The 15,732-nt window shown below is 63.5% G+C and carries 10 protein-coding genes and 4 tRNA genes; 10 read left to right on the top strand and 4 right to left on the bottom strand.

Annotation, left to right across the window (positions count from 1 at the left end; translation table 11 throughout):
* The first annotated feature begins 120 nt into the window (after nucleotides 1–120).
* Complete coding sequence (locus tag O987_RS05070) at nucleotides 121–939, top strand: BPSS1780 family membrane protein (protein WP_003058177.1); 819 nt, start codon at nucleotides 121–123, stop codon at nucleotides 937–939.
* A gap of 247 nt (nucleotides 940–1,186) precedes the next feature.
* The gene (locus O987_RS05065; protein ID WP_043371020.1) at nucleotides 1,187–3,193 is read left to right on the top strand and encodes a PhoX family protein; all 2,007 of its coding nucleotides are present in this window, start codon (nucleotides 1,187–1,189) and stop codon (nucleotides 3,191–3,193) included.
* Between the two features lie 82 nt (nucleotides 3,194–3,275).
* Here the strand turns inward: O987_RS05065 and O987_RS05060 are convergent, their stop codons facing one another.
* From O987_RS05060 to O987_RS05045, 4 genes are all read right to left on the bottom strand, one after another.
* Complete coding sequence (locus O987_RS05060) at nucleotides 3,276–5,759, bottom strand: UvrD-helicase domain-containing protein (protein WP_043371019.1); 2,484 nt, start codon at nucleotides 5,757–5,759, stop codon at nucleotides 3,276–3,278.
* 176 nt (nucleotides 5,760–5,935) lie between these two features.
* The gene (locus O987_RS05055; RefSeq protein WP_003058181.1) at nucleotides 5,936–7,516 is read right to left on the bottom strand and encodes a DHA2 family efflux MFS transporter permease subunit; all 1,581 of its coding nucleotides are present in this window, start codon (nucleotides 7,514–7,516) and stop codon (nucleotides 5,936–5,938) included.
* Nucleotides 7,517–7,523: 7 nt separating this feature from the next.
* A complete protein-coding gene (locus tag O987_RS05050) occupies nucleotides 7,524–8,696 on the bottom strand; it encodes an HlyD family secretion protein (protein ID WP_043371017.1) in 1,173 nt (390 codons plus the stop codon).
* A 124-nt stretch (nucleotides 8,697–8,820) separates the two neighbouring features.
* On the bottom strand, nucleotides 8,821–10,317 hold the full coding sequence (locus tag O987_RS05045; protein WP_003058183.1) for an efflux transporter outer membrane subunit: 1,497 nt from the start codon (nucleotides 10,315–10,317) through the stop codon (nucleotides 8,821–8,823).
* Nucleotides 10,318–10,423: 106 nt separating this feature from the next.
* Between O987_RS05045 and O987_RS05040 the strand changes: the two genes are divergently transcribed.
* From O987_RS05040 to O987_RS05005, 8 genes are all read left to right on the top strand, one after another.
* Complete coding sequence (locus O987_RS05040) at nucleotides 10,424–11,056, top strand: TetR/AcrR family transcriptional regulator (protein ID WP_043371015.1); 633 nt, start codon at nucleotides 10,424–10,426, stop codon at nucleotides 11,054–11,056.
* Nucleotides 11,057–11,269: 213 nt separating this feature from the next.
* Entirely contained in the window at nucleotides 11,270–12,247 is a 978-nt protein-coding gene (locus tag O987_RS05035) for a GMP reductase (RefSeq protein ID WP_003058185.1), read from the top strand.
* A 513-nt stretch (nucleotides 12,248–12,760) separates the two neighbouring features.
* Complete coding sequence (locus tag O987_RS05030; RefSeq protein ID WP_003058186.1) at nucleotides 12,761–13,639, top strand: NAD(P)-dependent oxidoreductase; 879 nt, start codon at nucleotides 12,761–12,763, stop codon at nucleotides 13,637–13,639.
* A gap of 79 nt (nucleotides 13,640–13,718) precedes the next feature.
* Nucleotides 13,719–13,794: transfer RNA gene (locus tag O987_RS05025), tRNA-Lys, on the top strand.
* A 49-nt stretch (nucleotides 13,795–13,843) separates the two neighbouring features.
* Nucleotides 13,844–13,919 (top strand) — tRNA-Lys (locus O987_RS05020).
* A 49-nt stretch (nucleotides 13,920–13,968) separates the two neighbouring features.
* Nucleotides 13,969–14,044, top strand: a tRNA-Lys gene (locus O987_RS05015).
* 49 nt (nucleotides 14,045–14,093) lie between these two features.
* A tRNA-Lys gene (locus O987_RS05010) sits at nucleotides 14,094–14,169 on the top strand.
* A 158-nt stretch (nucleotides 14,170–14,327) separates the two neighbouring features.
* Entirely contained in the window at nucleotides 14,328–15,560 is a 1,233-nt protein-coding gene (locus O987_RS05005; RefSeq protein ID WP_003058187.1) for a multidrug effflux MFS transporter, read from the top strand.
* Nucleotides 15,561–15,732 lie beyond the last annotated feature (172 nt).

Genomic DNA, 15,732 nt, shown 5'->3' with positions numbered 1-15,732 from the left:
CGCCAGCCCGGCGCCAAGAAGTTGGGTGCCCCGGGGCTTTTGATGGCCCCGCCCAGCCGTCTCGGGTACAGTGCAAGAGCGACTTTTGCACGCTCTCGCAAAAGTATTTCAGCCTCTTCCATGAAACTTCAAATCGTTCCACCCGGCACCGGTCTGCAATGGGTGCTGCAGGGCCTGCGCACCTTCAGAAGCCAGCCCCTGGCCCTGGCCGCCCTGTTCTTTCTGGGCATGGCCAGCATGTCGCTGATCTCGGCCGTGCCGCTGATCGGCCCCGTCATCGCGTTGGCACTGCTGCCCTGCATCTCGCTGAGCATGATGGTCGCGGCCTCCGAAGCCGCCCACGGCCGCAAGCCCACACCGGCGCTGCTGCTGGTGTCTTTTCGCTCCGGCAGCCAGCACCTGCACTCCATGCTGATCCTGGGCGGCCTCTATGCCGCCGGCTTTCTGCTCATCATCGGTGCCTCCAGCCTGGTCGATGGCGGCACGTTCGCCAGTGTCTACCTGGGCCAGACCCCCATGACCCGCGAACTCGCCGAGGAGCCCGAGTTCCAGTCCGCCATGTGGCTGAGCATGTTTCTCTACCTGCCGCTGTCGCTGGCCTTCTGGCATGCACCGGCGCTCATTCACTGGCATGGCATCAGCCCCGTCAAATCGCTGTTCTTCAGCTTTGTCGGTTGCATCCGCAATATCGGTGCCTATCTGGTGTTCGGTGTCTGCTGGATCGGTGTGTTCATCGTCTCCGGCATGGCTCTGGCCATCGTCACCGGCATTCTGGCCATGCTCATCGGCAGCATTGCCGGGGGTCTGATGGTGGCAACGGCCCTGATGCTGGCTGCCATCTTTTTTACCTCCATCGTGTTTACCTTCCGTGACAGCTTCAGCCCTCCCGACGCCGAGCAGACGCTGATCGACAGCGCACCGCCCGCGCCGGATTTGTAAGCGCCAGCGGCAGACCGCAGCAGCCCCGCCCTCCCAGGTCGGGGCTTTTTTTTTGGGCCGCACGCCGGTCCGCGCCCGGCAGCGGCGCAAACCATCATTCATGCCGATGTCATCAAGCAGCCACGCCGCTGTCATATTCGTTTCCTAGGATTCGCAGGACTGAACAGGGCATGCATCTCATGTCCTGGCATTCATCCAATTCAGCGCGGCCCCAAGTCTGCGCTTCACCCCACACTGCGAAACTCTCATGGCACAAAATCTGCTCAGCCGTCGTAAGGCCCTGCAACTCTTTTCCGGCGCTCCCCTGCTCCCCCTGGGTTCGGTCGTGTCCGCATCCAGCCTGCTGGCCGCATGTGGTGGTGGCGATGACGACACCCCGACAACGCCTACGACGCCTCCCGTCACCAAGAACTATGTCTCGGCCAGCTTCACCGCCATGGCCGCGCCTTCGCTGACCACGCCCGCCAATATGGCCACCATGTATGTGGCCTCCCAGCTCAAGGTCGCATTCGACGACAAGAGCGAGCAGGTCTACGACCTGGGCTACCAGCCCTTCTTCGTGACCGGCGACATGGTCTCCGACGGCAAGGGCGGCCAGCTGCTGGCCGGCGGCTACTACGACATCTACAACAACAAGATCATCGACAAGACCGTCTCCGGCAAGGAGCGCCACTTCTTCTCCGACTCGCCCGACGGCACCTCGCTGCTGACCGTGCCCAATGCCAAGGTCGACGGCGTCAAGGGCCAGCCCGTGTTTGCCGTGGTGCAGTTCGAATACACCACCTGGGCCCAGGACGGCACGACCGATATGTACGGCAAGCTGCCCTCGCCCATCGCCGTGCTGACGCTGGACCAGGACCAGACCACGGGCAAGCTGAGCCTGGTCAAGTACCACAATGTGGACACCTCCAAGGTCCACGGCCTGTGGATCACCTGCGGCGCCAGCCTGTCGCCCTGGGGCACTCATCTGTCCTCGGAAGAGTACGAGCCCGATGCCTTCAGCATCGCCAGCAACACCATGTTCCAGGCCTATAGCCAGAACCTCTACGGCGACTCCAGCAAGGCCAACCCCTACCACTACGGCCACATGCCCGAAGTGATCGTCAATGTCGACGGCACGGCCACCATCAAGAAGCACTTCTGCATGGGCCGCATCTCGCACGAGCTGGTGCAGGTCATGCCCGACCAGCGCACCGCGCTCATGGGTGACGACGCCACCAACAGCGGCTACTTCGTCTTCGTCGCCGACAAGGAAAAAGACCTGTCCTCAGGCACGCTGTACGCCGCCAAGGTCGGCGCGGGCTTCTCCATCGACCCCGCCGCCAAGAGCGCCGCGCCGCTGACCTGGATCAAGCTGGGCTCGGCCACCAGCGCCGAAATCGAAAACCTGGCCAACACGCTCAAGCCCACGGACATCATGACCGTGTCCAAGACCGACCCCAGCGACTCCAGCTACACCAAGATCGTGGCCAACGACAAGACCAAGTGGATCAAGATCAACGCCGGCATGGACAAGGCCGCAGCCTTCCTCGAAACCCATCGCTATGCCGCCTTCAAGGGCGCCAGCCTGGGCTTCACCAAGATGGAAGGCACGACCGTCAATGCCAAGGACAAGATTGCCTACTCCGCACTGCAGAACGTGCAGTCCTCCATGGTGGCCGGCAATGCCGCCAACGTGGCAGGCAACGGCGTCTCGGTGCCCAAGCAGCTGGTGGCCGGCGTCGTGATGGCGCTGAACCTCAAGGGCGGCCAGAAGGACACGACCGGCACGGCCATCAACAGCGAATGGATGCCCGTGGACACGGCTGCCCTGCTGGCTGGCGAGGATCTGCTGGACACCGACGGCAAGACCCTCAAGGGCGACGCCCTGGGCAACACCGCCAACCCCAACAAGATTGCCAACCCCGACAACCTCAAGTTCTCGGAAAAAATGCGCACCCTGTTCATCGGCGAGGACAGCAGCCAGCACGTCAACAACTTCATGTGGGCCTACAACGTGGACACCAAGCAGCTGTCGCGCGTGCTGTCCGTGCCCGCCGGCGGCGAATCCACGGGCCTGCATGCCGTGGACGAAATCAACGGCTGGACCTACATCATGAGCAACTTCCAGCACGCCGGTGACTGGGGCGGCATCCACGCCAACGTCAAGACCCAGCTGGATCCGCTGATCAAGGCCAACTACAAGGACAAGTTCGGCTCCGCCGTGGGCTACATCACGGCCTCGCCCGCCCAGATGAAGCTCAGCGCCAAGTAAGCGCCGCACCCGGGCCTCGACAAAAAAGCCGCGCCTTGCAAAAGGCCGCGGCTTTTTTCATACGCCAGGGACCTAGGGCAACTCAGTCAACGATTGTCAGCTTGGCAATCGCCAGCGCCAGCCACTTGGTGCCATGGCGGCCGAAGCTGACCTGGGCACGTGTATCGTCACCCGTGCCTTCGACCGCCAGCACCTTGCCCTCGCCGAACTTGTTGTGGAACACCGCGATACCGGCCTTGATGCCGTGCGCGGGCTCGGCCTTTTGCTGCGGCACGGGCGGGCTGGCAAAGACTTCGGTCTGCTTGCCGCCCCAGCCCGAGCCGGAGCCGAACTGGCCTGCGCCCCTGGATCCCCAGGCGCCGCCAGCCCCTGAGGAAGGGGCGAAGCTGCCAAAGCCGCTCTGCCTGGGCGTGATCCACTTGAGCGCTTCTTCAGGCAGCTCGTCAAAGAAGCGACTCTTGACGTTGTAGCGCGTCTGGCCATGCAGCATGCGCGTCTGCGAATGGCTCAGATACAGACGCTTGCGCGCACGCGTGATGGCCACATAGGCCAGGCGCCGCTCCTCCTCCAGACCGCCGCGATCCATCATGGCGTTCTCGTGCGGGAACAGACCCTCCTCCACACCGCCTATGAACACGGCATCGAACTCCAGGCCCTTGGAAGCATGCACGGTCATCAGCTGCACGGCATCCTGGCCTGCCTGGGCCTGGTTGTCGCCCGCTTCCAGTGCCGCATGCACGAGAAAGGCCTGCAGCGGCGACAGCGTCTCACCGGTATCGGCATTGACCATGGAGGCCGCCGTACCGGCCGGCGCCCTGAGCGCCTCGTCCAGCAGCGGCTGATTCGGGTCCAGCCCCTGGCTGACCGGCGACTGGCTCAGCTGCGGCGCGTTCTGCTGCTCGTCCAGCGGCATGGCCACGGCATCGCGGCCAAAGCCTTCCTGGGTCACAAAGCTCTCGGCAGCCGTGACCAGTTCCTGCAAGTTCTCGATGCGGTCCGCGCCCTCTTTCTCGTTGCGGTAATGCTCGATCAGGCCGCTTTGCTCTTCCACGGTCTCGATGATTTCACGCAGCGTGCGCCCTTGCGTCTGCTCGCGCAGCACATCGATCTGTGCCACAAAGCCCTGCAGCTTGGTGCCTGCCGCGCCGCCCACGGCGGTGACGGCGTCGCTCAGCGAAGTGCCGCTGCTGCGCGCCGTGTCCTGCAGGACTTCGATCGTGCGCGCGCCGATCCCGCGTGCGGGGAAATTCACCACGCGCAGGAAACTGGTGTCGTCGTGCGGATTCTCCAGCAGGCGCAGATAGGCCAGGGCATGCTTGATTTCGGCGCGCTCGAAAAAGCGCAGGCCGCCATACACACGGTAGGGAATTCTGGAATTGAACAGCGCCGACTCGATCACCCGGCTTTGCGCATTGCTGCGGTAGAGCACGGCAATTTCCTGGCGCGTGAAGCCATCGTTTTTGACCAGCTGCTTGATTTCGTCAACCATCCACGCAGCCTCGGCCAGATCGCTGGGCGCTTCGTAGATGCGCACCGGCTCGCCCGGGCCCTGGCTGGTGCGCAGGTTCTTGCCAAGGCGGTTGTTGTTGTGGCTGATGAGGGCGTTGGCGCAGTCGAGGATGTTGCTGTAGCTGCGGTAGTTCTGCTCCAGCTTGATCTGGTTTTTGACGTCAAACTCGCGGATGAAGTCCGCCATATTGCCCACGCGCGCGCCGCGAAAGGCATAGATGCTCTGGTCGTCGTCGCCCACGGCAATCACGCTGGCAGCCGACTCGTAGCGCCCGCCCACATCATCGCCCGCCAGTTGCTTGAGCCACTGGTACTGCAGCTTGTTGGTGTCCTGGAACTCGTCCACCAAAATATGCTGAAAGCGGCGCTGGTAGTGGTGGCGCAGATGGACATCGTCACGCAGCAGCTCGTAGCTGCGCAGCATCAGCTCACCAAAATCGACCACGCCTTCGCGCTGGCATTGCTCTTCGTAGAGCTGGTACAGCTCCACTTTCTTGCGAGTGTCGGGGTCGGTCGCCACCACATCGCCAGGGCGCATGCCCTCTTCCTTGCAGCCCGCAATGAAGTACATCAGCTGCTTGGGCGGAAAGCGCTCGTCATCCACATTGAACTGCTTGCACAGGCGCTTGATGGCCGAAAGCTGATCCTGGGTATCCAGAATCTGGAACGCCTGCGGCAGCCTGGCTGCCTGATAGTGGGCGCGCAGCAGTCGGTTGCACAGGCCGTGGAACGTGCCGATCCACATGCCGCGCACGTTGTAGGGCAGCATGGCCGACAGGCGCGTGAGCATCTCCTTGGCGGCCTTGTTGGTGAAGGTCACCGCCATGATGGAGCCGGGCGTGGCCTGCCCGGTCTGCAGCAGCCAGGCGATGCGCGTGGTCAGCACACGCGTCTTGCCCGAGCCGGCACCCGCCAGAATCAGCGCATGGCCCGCAGGCAGGGTCACTGCGGCCAGCTGCTCATCGTTGAGGCCGGTCAGCAGGGGCGAGTGAGAGGCGGGATTGGCGCCGGAATTTGCACCGTCTGGCGCGGAGTCAAGCAGGTCGATCGGGAACATAGCCCCCCATTGTAGAAATGCTGGCGACTCCCTGCGACTTGCTGCTGCTTTCGCGGCTTCGTGCTCCTGAAAGAAAAGCTGCCTGCGCATGATAAATATGGATTTCAGATACTTTTGTATCTGAAACTCATGAATATCAAACGCAAGCAGCTATCAATTCATTCAAGCCACGGCACTCAGTGGCCGCCCGCACCGGGATCGACCGTGCGGGTCGGCCTCGGTGCCAGCCAGATCGCGCAGGCCGCGAGCACAAAGCCGCCCGCGATGATGAACATGATCTGATTGGTGGCCAGCATCACGCTCTGGCTGGTGATGAGCTGATCAAGCGCCGACAGCGCCGCATCGGCACTCATGCCCGACTGCTGCAGCCCGTGCAGCACCTCGCCGCCGGCATCGCTCAAACCCACCAGATCCGCATGCTTGCGCGTCGTGCCGTTCTCCCAGGCCGTGTTGACCACGGAGACCGCCGCCGCGCCCGACAGGGTGCGCAGAAAGTTCATCAGGCCGGCGGCGTTGTCCATCTCCTGCGGCTCCACGCTGGCCAGCGCCAGCCCGGTGGTCGGGATGAAGAAGAACGGCAGACCCAGCCCCATGAACATCAGCGGCAGGGCGATGTCCCAATAGCCCATGTCCGTCGTGGCGAACGCCCGCCAGCAGGTGATCACCCCCATCCAGAACACCCCGCCAAAGATCAGCCGGCGCGGGTCCACCCGGGCCGCCAGCCCGGCGGCGGCCGGCGCCACGAACAGCGCGAACAGCCCCGTCCATGCCGTGACCAGGCCCGCCAGCGTGGCCGTGTAGCCCATGAAGCTCTGCAGCCACAGCGGCGTGAGCACATTGACGGCGAAGAAGGCCGCAAACGCCAGACTGATGGTCAGCACGGCCATGGAAAAGCCGCGGTGCCTGAAGACGCGCAGATCCACGATCGGGTGCTCGGCATGCAGCTCCCAGATCATGAAGGCCGCAAAGCCCACCACGGCCACCGCAGCCAGCGCCACGATCATGGGCGAGGCAAACCAGTCCAGGTTCTTGCCTTCATCCAGCATCAGCTGCAGCGAGCCCACCCAGACGATGAGCAGAAGCAGGCCCACGGTGTCTATGGGGTTCTTGAGCAGCGGCTGCTCGTAGCGCCTGACCAGATGCCAGACCGCAAACGCGCAGACCAGGGCCACCGGGATGTTGATCAGAAAGATCCAGTGCCAGGTGTACTCGTCGCAGATCCAGCCGCCCACGATGGGGCCCAGCACGGGGGCAATCAGCGTGGTCATAGACCACAGGCCGATGGCTGCGGGCGCCATGCGCGGCGGGAAGATGCGCAGCAGCAGCGACTGGGACAGCGGCATCAGCGGGCCGCCGGCCAGACCCTGCAAGATACGCGCAAACACCAGCATGCCCAGGGAATTGGCCAGGCCGCACAGCAGCGATGCCAGACCGAACAGGCCCATGGCCGTGGCAAACACGCGCACCGCGCCGAAGCGCGCCGCCAGCCAGCCGGTCAGCGGCACGGTGATGGCCTCGGCCACCGCATAGCTGGTGATGACCCAGGTGCCCTGGCTGGTGGTCGCGCCCAGATTGCCGGCGATGCTGGGCACGGAGACATTGGCCACCGTCATGTCCAGCACGGCCATGAAATTGGCCGCAGCCAGCACCAGGGCCGCCAGCCACAGCGTGCCCCCCGTCAGCGGCACCATGCCGGCGGCCATGGGCACGGCAGGCGCATCGGCCGCTGCGGCCGCACTTGCGTTGTGATCGCTCATGAGGCACTCACTGCGCGGCCGTGGTCGCCACGCCGGCTGCGTCGGCAGGGCCGCTGCGGGTGTCCACCGTCACCTGCATGGACAGGCCCACGCGCAGCGGGTTCCTGGCCAGCTCGGCGGCATCGAGCTGAATGCGCACGGGCAGGCGCTGCACCACCTTGATCCAGTTGCCCGTGGCGTTCTGCGCGGGAATGGCCGCAAACGCCGAGCCGGAGCCGCCGCTGAAGCCCACCACAGTGCCGCTGTACTTCACATCGCTGCCGTACAGATCGGACTGCAGCTGCACGCGCTGGCCCACACGCACCTTGCCCAGCTGGCCTTCCTTGAAGTTGGCATCCACATAGATCTGCTGCACCGGCACCACCGTCATCAGGGGCGCACCGGCCTGCACGCGCTGCCCGATCTGCACGCTGCGCTTGGCCACCACGCCATCGACGGGAGCACGCACCGTGCTGCGATCCAGATCGACCTGGGCCTGGTCGCGCCGCGCCTGCGCCAGCTGCACCTCGGGATTGGTCTGGGCATCCGCGCCCTCGATCAAGGTGGCGTTGACCTGCTTGGCGCCAATGGCGGCTTCGCGGTTGGCCCTGGCCTGTGCCTGCGCGGCCACGGCCGATGCGAGCTGTGCCTTGGCTGCGGCAAAAGCATTCTGCGCCTGCGTCAGTTCCTCGCCCGAGACCGAACCGCTCTTGGCCAGGGCCTGGCGGCGCTGCAGGTCGATGGTGGCACGCTCCATATCGGCCTCGGCTGCCAGCAACTGGGCGGCGGCGCGTTTTTCGTCGGCCTCGCGTGCCGTGACCTGCGCTTTCAGCCCGCCATCGTTGGCCACATAGCCCTTGACGCGGCGCGTGGCGCGGGCCAGCTCGGCCTCGGCCTGGGCCAGTGCCAGCCTGGCGTCCGTGGGATCGATGCGCACCAGCACATCGCCTTGCTTGACGGCCTGGGTGTCCCTGACCAGCACCTCCAGCACCGTGCCGCCTATGGACGGCGTGACCTGTGCCACCTCGGCCGCCGCATAGGCGTTGTCGGTGGAGACGAAGTGGGAGGCATGCAGCCACCAATAGGCGCCGGCGGCCCCACCGGCAAGCAGCACCACACCTGCCAGCGCGGCCAGCAGCCGGTTGCGGCGCTGTTCGCGCGCAGCAGGATTCGCGTTCACGGAAGAAGCGTTTTCAGTCATACAAAACCTTGGAAATATTCATGGGACTTACGCAAACGGGATTGCAATCACGGTCTGCCTGCTGAGACAGTCGTCTTGCCTGAACCCGTTGTGCGTAGGTCGTGATTCAGTTCAGGAAAGCGGCTCAGGCCTTTGGCGCGGTCGCATCAGGAGCGCCGGCGGACTCGCTCCAGCCGCCGCCCAGTGCGCGGTGCAGACCGATATCGAGCGTCAGGGCACGCGACTGCACATCGACCAGCTGGCGCACGCTGGCCAGCAGCTGGTCTTCCGCCGACAGCACATCGAGATAGCGCGCCAGACCGCCCTCATAGCGGTTGCGCGCCACACGATGTGCCTCGGTCGCGGCCGTCACGGCCTGCTGCATGGCCGTCAGCTGCTGCTGCAGCGCTCGCTGGCTGACGGCGTTGTCCGCCACCTCCTGCAAGGCCCGGTTCAGCGTGCTGCGGTACTGGGCCACGGCCTCGTCATAGCGGGCACGCGCGGCCCCCAGCTGCGAGCGCAAACGGCCGCCATTGAAGATCGGCAGGCTGACGGCCGGACCCAGGCTGGCGATGCCGGAGCCGCTTCGGGTCAGCATGTCCAGGCCCAGCGACTGCACGCCGACAAAGGCGCTGAGATTCACATCGGGATAGAACTCGGCCTGCTGCGATGCCACGCGCGACTCCAGCGCCTGCGCCTGCAGGCGGGCGGCCACCACATCGGGGCGACGGCCCAGCAGATGCGCCGGCAACTGCGGCGGCAAGGCCCATTGCTGCTGCCACGGTGATTGCAGGCGCCCGGCATCCAGCGCGATAGCCGCACCACGATCGGGAGCGGCTCCCATCAGCGCAGCAATGCTGTTGCGCTGCAAGGCGACCTGTTCCTGCATCTGTGCCAGTTCGGCCTGTGCCGCGGCCTGACGCGCCCTGGCGCTGTGCACGCTGCCCTGGTTTTCGAGCCCGTTGGCATAGCGCTGCTCAAACAACTCGGCCGTGGTCCGGCGTACCTGCACCGATTGCTCAAGCGTCTGCACATTGGCAGCCAGGCGCAGCAGCTGTGCATAGGCCAGGGCCACATTGCTCGACAGCAAGAGACGCGCCTGGGCTGCATCGGCCTCGCGCGCTGCCAGCTCGCCGGCAGCGGCGGCCACGGCGGCGCGCTGCTTGCCCCACAGGTCCAGCGACCAGCTCAGGTCCAGCGTGGCGCGGCCATAGTCATTCATGCCGCGCGGCGCGAAGGCCTCTGGCGTCAGATGGTGGTAGCTGAGCTTGTCCTCGCTGACCGAGGCGCGGGCGGAAAGCTGCGGCGCAGAGGCCGCTTCGCTCACACCCAGCATGGCCCGGGCCTGCTGCACGCGGGCTGCGGCGGCAGCCATATCGGGAGCGCCCTCCAGAGCCTGGGCGATCAGCTGATCGAGCTGTGCATCGCCATAGCGCTGCCACCATTGCTGGGTGGGCCAGTCCATGGGCGGGGCATGGTTTGCAGCCTGCAGAGTCTCGGGCACGGGCTGCGCCAGCACGGCCTTGCCCTCCCATTCGGGAACCTGGGCGCAGGCTGCCAGTAGCGCAGGCAAGCCCAGAACCCACCAGCCATGGCGCCCACGCCGAGTCCTCTGCGGCGCGGCGGCTATGCATTGAGTCATGAAATACTTTAATAATGAACTGTACGGTACAGTATATATTTTCAGGATTCAAGATCGCAAGCGCTACACTGAAAGACATCACAACCACCCGAGGACATTTCGCTCCATGCGCACCAAAACGGAAGAAAAGCGACAAGCCATCATTGACGTTGCAGCGGCCACCTTTGGCGAACTGGGCTTCGAGCGCACTTCCATGTCCGAGATCTGCACGCGGCTGGGCGGCTCCAAGGCCACGCTCTACAACTACTTTCCGTCCAAGGAAGCGCTGTTCCTGGAGGTGATGTTCCAGGCCTCCGAGGCCGACTTCCAGAACACCATGCTGGCGCTGCAGGCCAGCAATGACGATGCGGCACAGACGCTGCGCAACTTTGGCCAGCGTTTCCTGGGCCTGCTGTACTCGCCGGAGGTGATGGCCGTGCGCCGCCTGCTGGTCTGCGAAGGCGGGCGCGCCAATATCGGCCAGCGCTGCTGGGACATGGGACCGGCGCGCGGCAACGCCGCCATCAATGCCTTTTTGCAGCAGGGCATCGAGCGCCGCCTGCTGCGCAATGCAGACACCGAGGTCATGCGCCATCACCTGCTGGCGTTGCTGGAGGCCGAGTTGCTGCCGCGCTTCATGTTCCAGCATCTGCCCGCCCCTTCTGCGCAGGAGATTGCCCTGTGCACCGAGCACGCTGTGGATGCCTTCATGCGGGTCTATGGCACAGCCGGCGAGACGCAGGACAAGGCAGCCCTATAAGAAAATCCTTATAACCCTCATAACGATGTCGGAACATACGATTTGCGCCGACGCCGTATAGAATCAATCACCGGGCCCAAGTTTTTTGAGGTCCGGTTTTTTTTGCCTGCTGCATGCCGGCACTGCCGAAAACCGGGCTCCAAGCCAAGCGCCTATCCTTGAAAATTGAGGTGGGTGAGATTCCCGCCGTGACCTTTTCCGGAGCTTGGAACCATGGAAATCTTCGACTACGACAACATTCTTCTGCTGCCCCGCATATGCCGCGTGGAAAGCCGTTCGGAATGTGACACCAGCGTCGTGCTGGGCAACCGCAGCTTCAAGCTGCCCGTGGTGCCCGCCAACATGAAGACGGTGGTGGACGAGAAGATCTGCACTTATCTGGCACAAAACGGTTTCTTCTATGTGATGCACCGTTTTGACATCGACAACGTGGCCTTCACCAAGGACATGCAGTCCAAGGGACTGTTTGCCTCCATTTCTTTGGGCGTCAAGCAACCCGACTACGAAACGGTAGACCGCTTCGTGGCCGACGGCATCTGCCCCGAATACATCACCATCGACATTGCCCACGGCCATGCCGAGAGCGTGAAGAACATGATTGCCTACATCAAGGCCAAGATCCCTGCGGCCTTTGTGATTGCCGGCAACGTCGCCACGCCTGAAGCAGTGATCGACCTCGAAAACTGGGGTGCGGACGCCACCAAGGTCGGCGTGGGCCCCGGCAAGGTTTGCATCACCAAGCTCAAGACCGGCTTCGGCACGGGCGGCTGGCAGCTGTCGGCGCTCAAGTGGTGCGCCCGCGTGGCGACCAAGCCCATCATTGCCGACGGCGGCATCCGCAGCCACGGCGACATTGCCAAGAGCATCCGTTTCGGTGCCACCATGGTGATGATCGGCTCCCTGTTCGCGGGCCATGAAGAGTCGCCCGGCAAGACCGTGGAAGTGGACGGCCAGCTGTTCAAGGAGTACTACGGCTCGGCCTCCGACTTCAACAAGGGCGAGTACAAGCATGTGGAAGGCAAGCGCATTCTCGAGCCCGTCAAGGGCCCGCTGATGAACACGCTGGTCGAGATGCAGCAGGACGTACAGTCCTCCATCAGCTACGCAGGCGGCACCAAGCTCATGGACATCCGCAAGGTCAACTACGTCATCCTCGGCGGCGACAACGCCGGCGAGCATCTGCTGATGTAGGCCGCCAGGCGCGACTCACCAGCGCGAAGGTGAACCTCCAAAAAAAGCATCAAGGGCAGCTCAGGCTGCCCTTGTTGTTTGTGGCCCTGCATTTTCCGCATCCCCCACGCACAACTGATCTGTGGTCATGACCGCGATTGCGGGCTGCTTCAGAACGTGTTTACGATCTCTACGCAGCCGCGTTGGAGCGCAATCGGGATGAGTTCGAAGCGATGGCTCGCAGCTTGCACCAGGGTGCAAGCAAGAGTCAGCGCGCAGAAATCGCCCGATTTCGCTCCAACCCTTCGGGACAGCGGCTTTGCGGGCGGTCTGCGGCGTTGCCTCGCCGGCCGCGCGAATCCTCGCAATAGCGCGCTATTGCTGCGGTATCGCGCGCGGGGGGGCGCCCCCTAGCATCTCATCCCGCAAAGCCACTGTCGCGGCGCGAGGAGATCGTAAACACGCTCTTAGGGCTTAGCATGTCGTCATTCACAAGAACGTGCTGACGTTCCATAACTCCAGGGAAACAACGCCATGAACACACTGAAGATCGCCGTTCTGGGCACGGGCATGATGGGGCTGCCCATGGCCCGCCGCCTGGCCCAGGCCGGCCATGAGGTCCACGCCTGGAACCGCACCCGCGCCAAGGCCGAGCCGCTGGCTGCCGATGGCGTGAACATCCACGACAGCGCGGCAGATGCCGTGCGCGGCGTGGACTTTGCCGTGAGCCTGCTGGAAAGCGGCGCCATCGTGGGCGAAGTGCTGTTCGACCTGGGCGTGGCCGAAGCCATGCCCAAAGGCTCGCTGTTCATTGACATGGCCTCCATCCAGCCGCGCGAGGCGCGTGAACATGCCGGCAAGCTTGCCGCGCTGGGCCTGCGCCATCTGGATGCTCCGGTCTCGGGCGGCACGCTAGGCGCAGAAGCCGGCACCCTGGCCATCATGGCCGGCGGCGAGGCGGCGGATTTCGAACAAGCCCTGCCCGTCTTTGCGGCGCTGGGCCGTGCCACCCATGTGGGCCCGCATGGCGCAGGCCAGCTCGCAAAACTGGCCAACCAGATGATCGTGGGCATCACCATCGGTGCCGTGGCCGAAGCCCTGCTGCTGGCCGAACGCGGGGGGGCCGATCCGGCCAAGGTGCGTGAAGCCATCTCCGGCGGCTTTGCCGACAGCCGCATCCTGCAAGTGCACGGCGAACGCATGGTCAAGCACGACTTTGCACCTCGCGGGCGCATGACGGTACAGCTCAAGGACATGCGCAACGCCACCGCCACGGCCGAGGAAATCGGCTTTGACGCACCCATCACCGGCCTGCTGGAACAGCTCTATGCCGAGGGCGTGAAAAACGGCCTGGGCGACCTGGACCAGGCGGGCCTGTTCGTGGAATTGCAACGCCGCAACGCACTGGATTAAAAAAACCCGCGGGTTTTCCTGCAAGCCCTCCAGAATTAGCGCATAATTGCGGTCTCGCTTGCAGGGCAGGCGTTGTGTGGGGCTCTTAGCTCAGCTGGTAGAGCAGCGGACTCTTAATCCGTTGGTCGAGTGTTCGAATCACTCAGGGCCCACCAAATTTCTTCGGTCTGATTCTTCAGATTGATCCTCCGGATTTACTCCGGCGGGCTCTTAGCTCAGTTGGTAGAGCAGCGGACTCTTAATCCGTTGGTCGAGTGTTCGAATCACTCAGGGCCCACCAAAATTTTCTTCGATCTGATTCTTCAGGTTGATCCTCCGGTTTATCCGGCGGGCTCTTAGCTCAGTTGGTAGAGCAGCGGACTCTTAATCCGTTGGTCGAGTGTTCGAATCACTCAGGGCCCACCAAAATTTTCTTCGATCTGATTCTTCAGGTTGATCCTCCGGTTTATCCGGCGGGCTCTTAGCTCAGTTGGTAGAGCAGCGGACTCTTAATCCGTTGGTCGAGTGTTCGAATCACTCAGGGCCCACCAAAATTCAAAAGCCAAAGTTCTCAGGAACTTTGGCTTTTTTCTTGGCCGCGCCCGAGCGCCGCCGAATCTGCAAAAGCATGGGTGCCGACATCAGAGCCGCGCCATATCAGGCATCATGCAGACATCTCCGGGCAGTATTTGCCCACCCAAGACTCACTATGCAAAACGACCTCTCCACGTTCTGGCGCGGACCGCGTTGGACTCTGGCCATGCTGCTTGCCATCCTCGGCATGCTGGGCCCGTTCTCGGTTGACACCTATATTCCCGCCTTCTCGGGCATTGCCAAGGCATTGGGCGCAACCCCCGTAGAAATGCAGCAGACCCTGTCGGCCTACCTGCTGGGTTTTGCCTTCATGAACCTGTTTCATGGGGCCCTGGCCGACAGCTTCGGACGTCGCCCCGTCATCCTCTGGGGATTGGTGATGTTCACCATCGCCTCGGCCGGCTGTGCGCTGTCGCAGAACATCACCCAGCTGGTGATCTTCCGCACGCTGCAGGGCCTGTCTACCGGTGCCGGCATCGTGGTCTCGCGCGCCATCGTGCGCGACATCTTTCCGCCGACCCAGGCCCAGGGCGTGATGGCGCAGATCACCATCTTCTTCGGCGTTGCGCCGGCACTGGCTCCCGTGATCGGCGGCTGGCTGTTCGTGCACCTGAGCTGGCAGGCCGTGTTCTGGTTCCTGACCATCGTGGGCGTGCTGCTCTGGCTCATCAACATCAAGTTCCTGCCCGAATCGCTGCCGCCGCAAAAGCGCCAGCCCTTCCAGTTCAGACCACTGATGCAGGGCTATGGCATCTTGCTCACCGATCCGCGCTTTCTGCTGCTGGCCCTGGCCAGCGGCATTCCGTTCAACGGCATGTTTCTCTATCTGCTGTCGGCCCCGGCTTTTCTGGGCGATATCCTGCAGCTGGAGCCCACGCAGTTCTTCTGGTTCTTCATCGCCACCATCGGCGGCATCATGGCCGGCAGCTGGACCAGCGGCCGCCTGGCCGGACGCATTCCGCCCAAGCGCCAGATCCGCCACGGCTTTCTGGTGATGTGCGTGACCTCCATCATCAATCTGGTGGCCAATCTGATCTGGCCTGCACATGTGAGCTGGGCCTTGATTCCCATCAGCCTGTTCGCCTACGGCTGGGCGCTGATGGTGCCCGTGGTGACGCTGCTGGTGCTGGACATCCACCCTGCGCGACGTGGTCTGGCCTCCTCGCTGCAGGCTGTGGTGGGCTCGGTGGCCAATGGCTTTGTGGCCGGTGTGATCGCGCCGCTGGTCATGCATTCGGCGGCACTGCTGGCCACCGGCTCGATTCTGATGATGCTGATCGGCCTGGTCGCCTGGATCTATCTGCACCACCACTGGCCGGACATCGGCCGCCATGCCTCCGAACATTAAAAAAAGGAGCAGCTACCGCTTGTAATATATAGACTTCAGATTGAAAAGTATCTGAAATCCTTGAATGACATGCGCTAGCAGCTCACTTTTCAAGAACGATCCCAGCCCTGTACGGGCAACAAAAAGCCGGCTTCGAGAGCCGGCTTTTTTCATGCTTCGGGCCGCAGCCCGA

Origin of the sequence: Comamonas testosteroni TK102, assembly GCF_000739375.1 — a bacterium.
In the GTDB taxonomy this organism is placed as follows: domain Bacteria; phylum Pseudomonadota; class Gammaproteobacteria; order Burkholderiales; family Burkholderiaceae_C; genus Comamonas; species Comamonas brasiliensis.
Note: the sequence above shows the minus strand (reverse complement) of the source record. Positions and strands in the feature narration are given on the sequence as shown.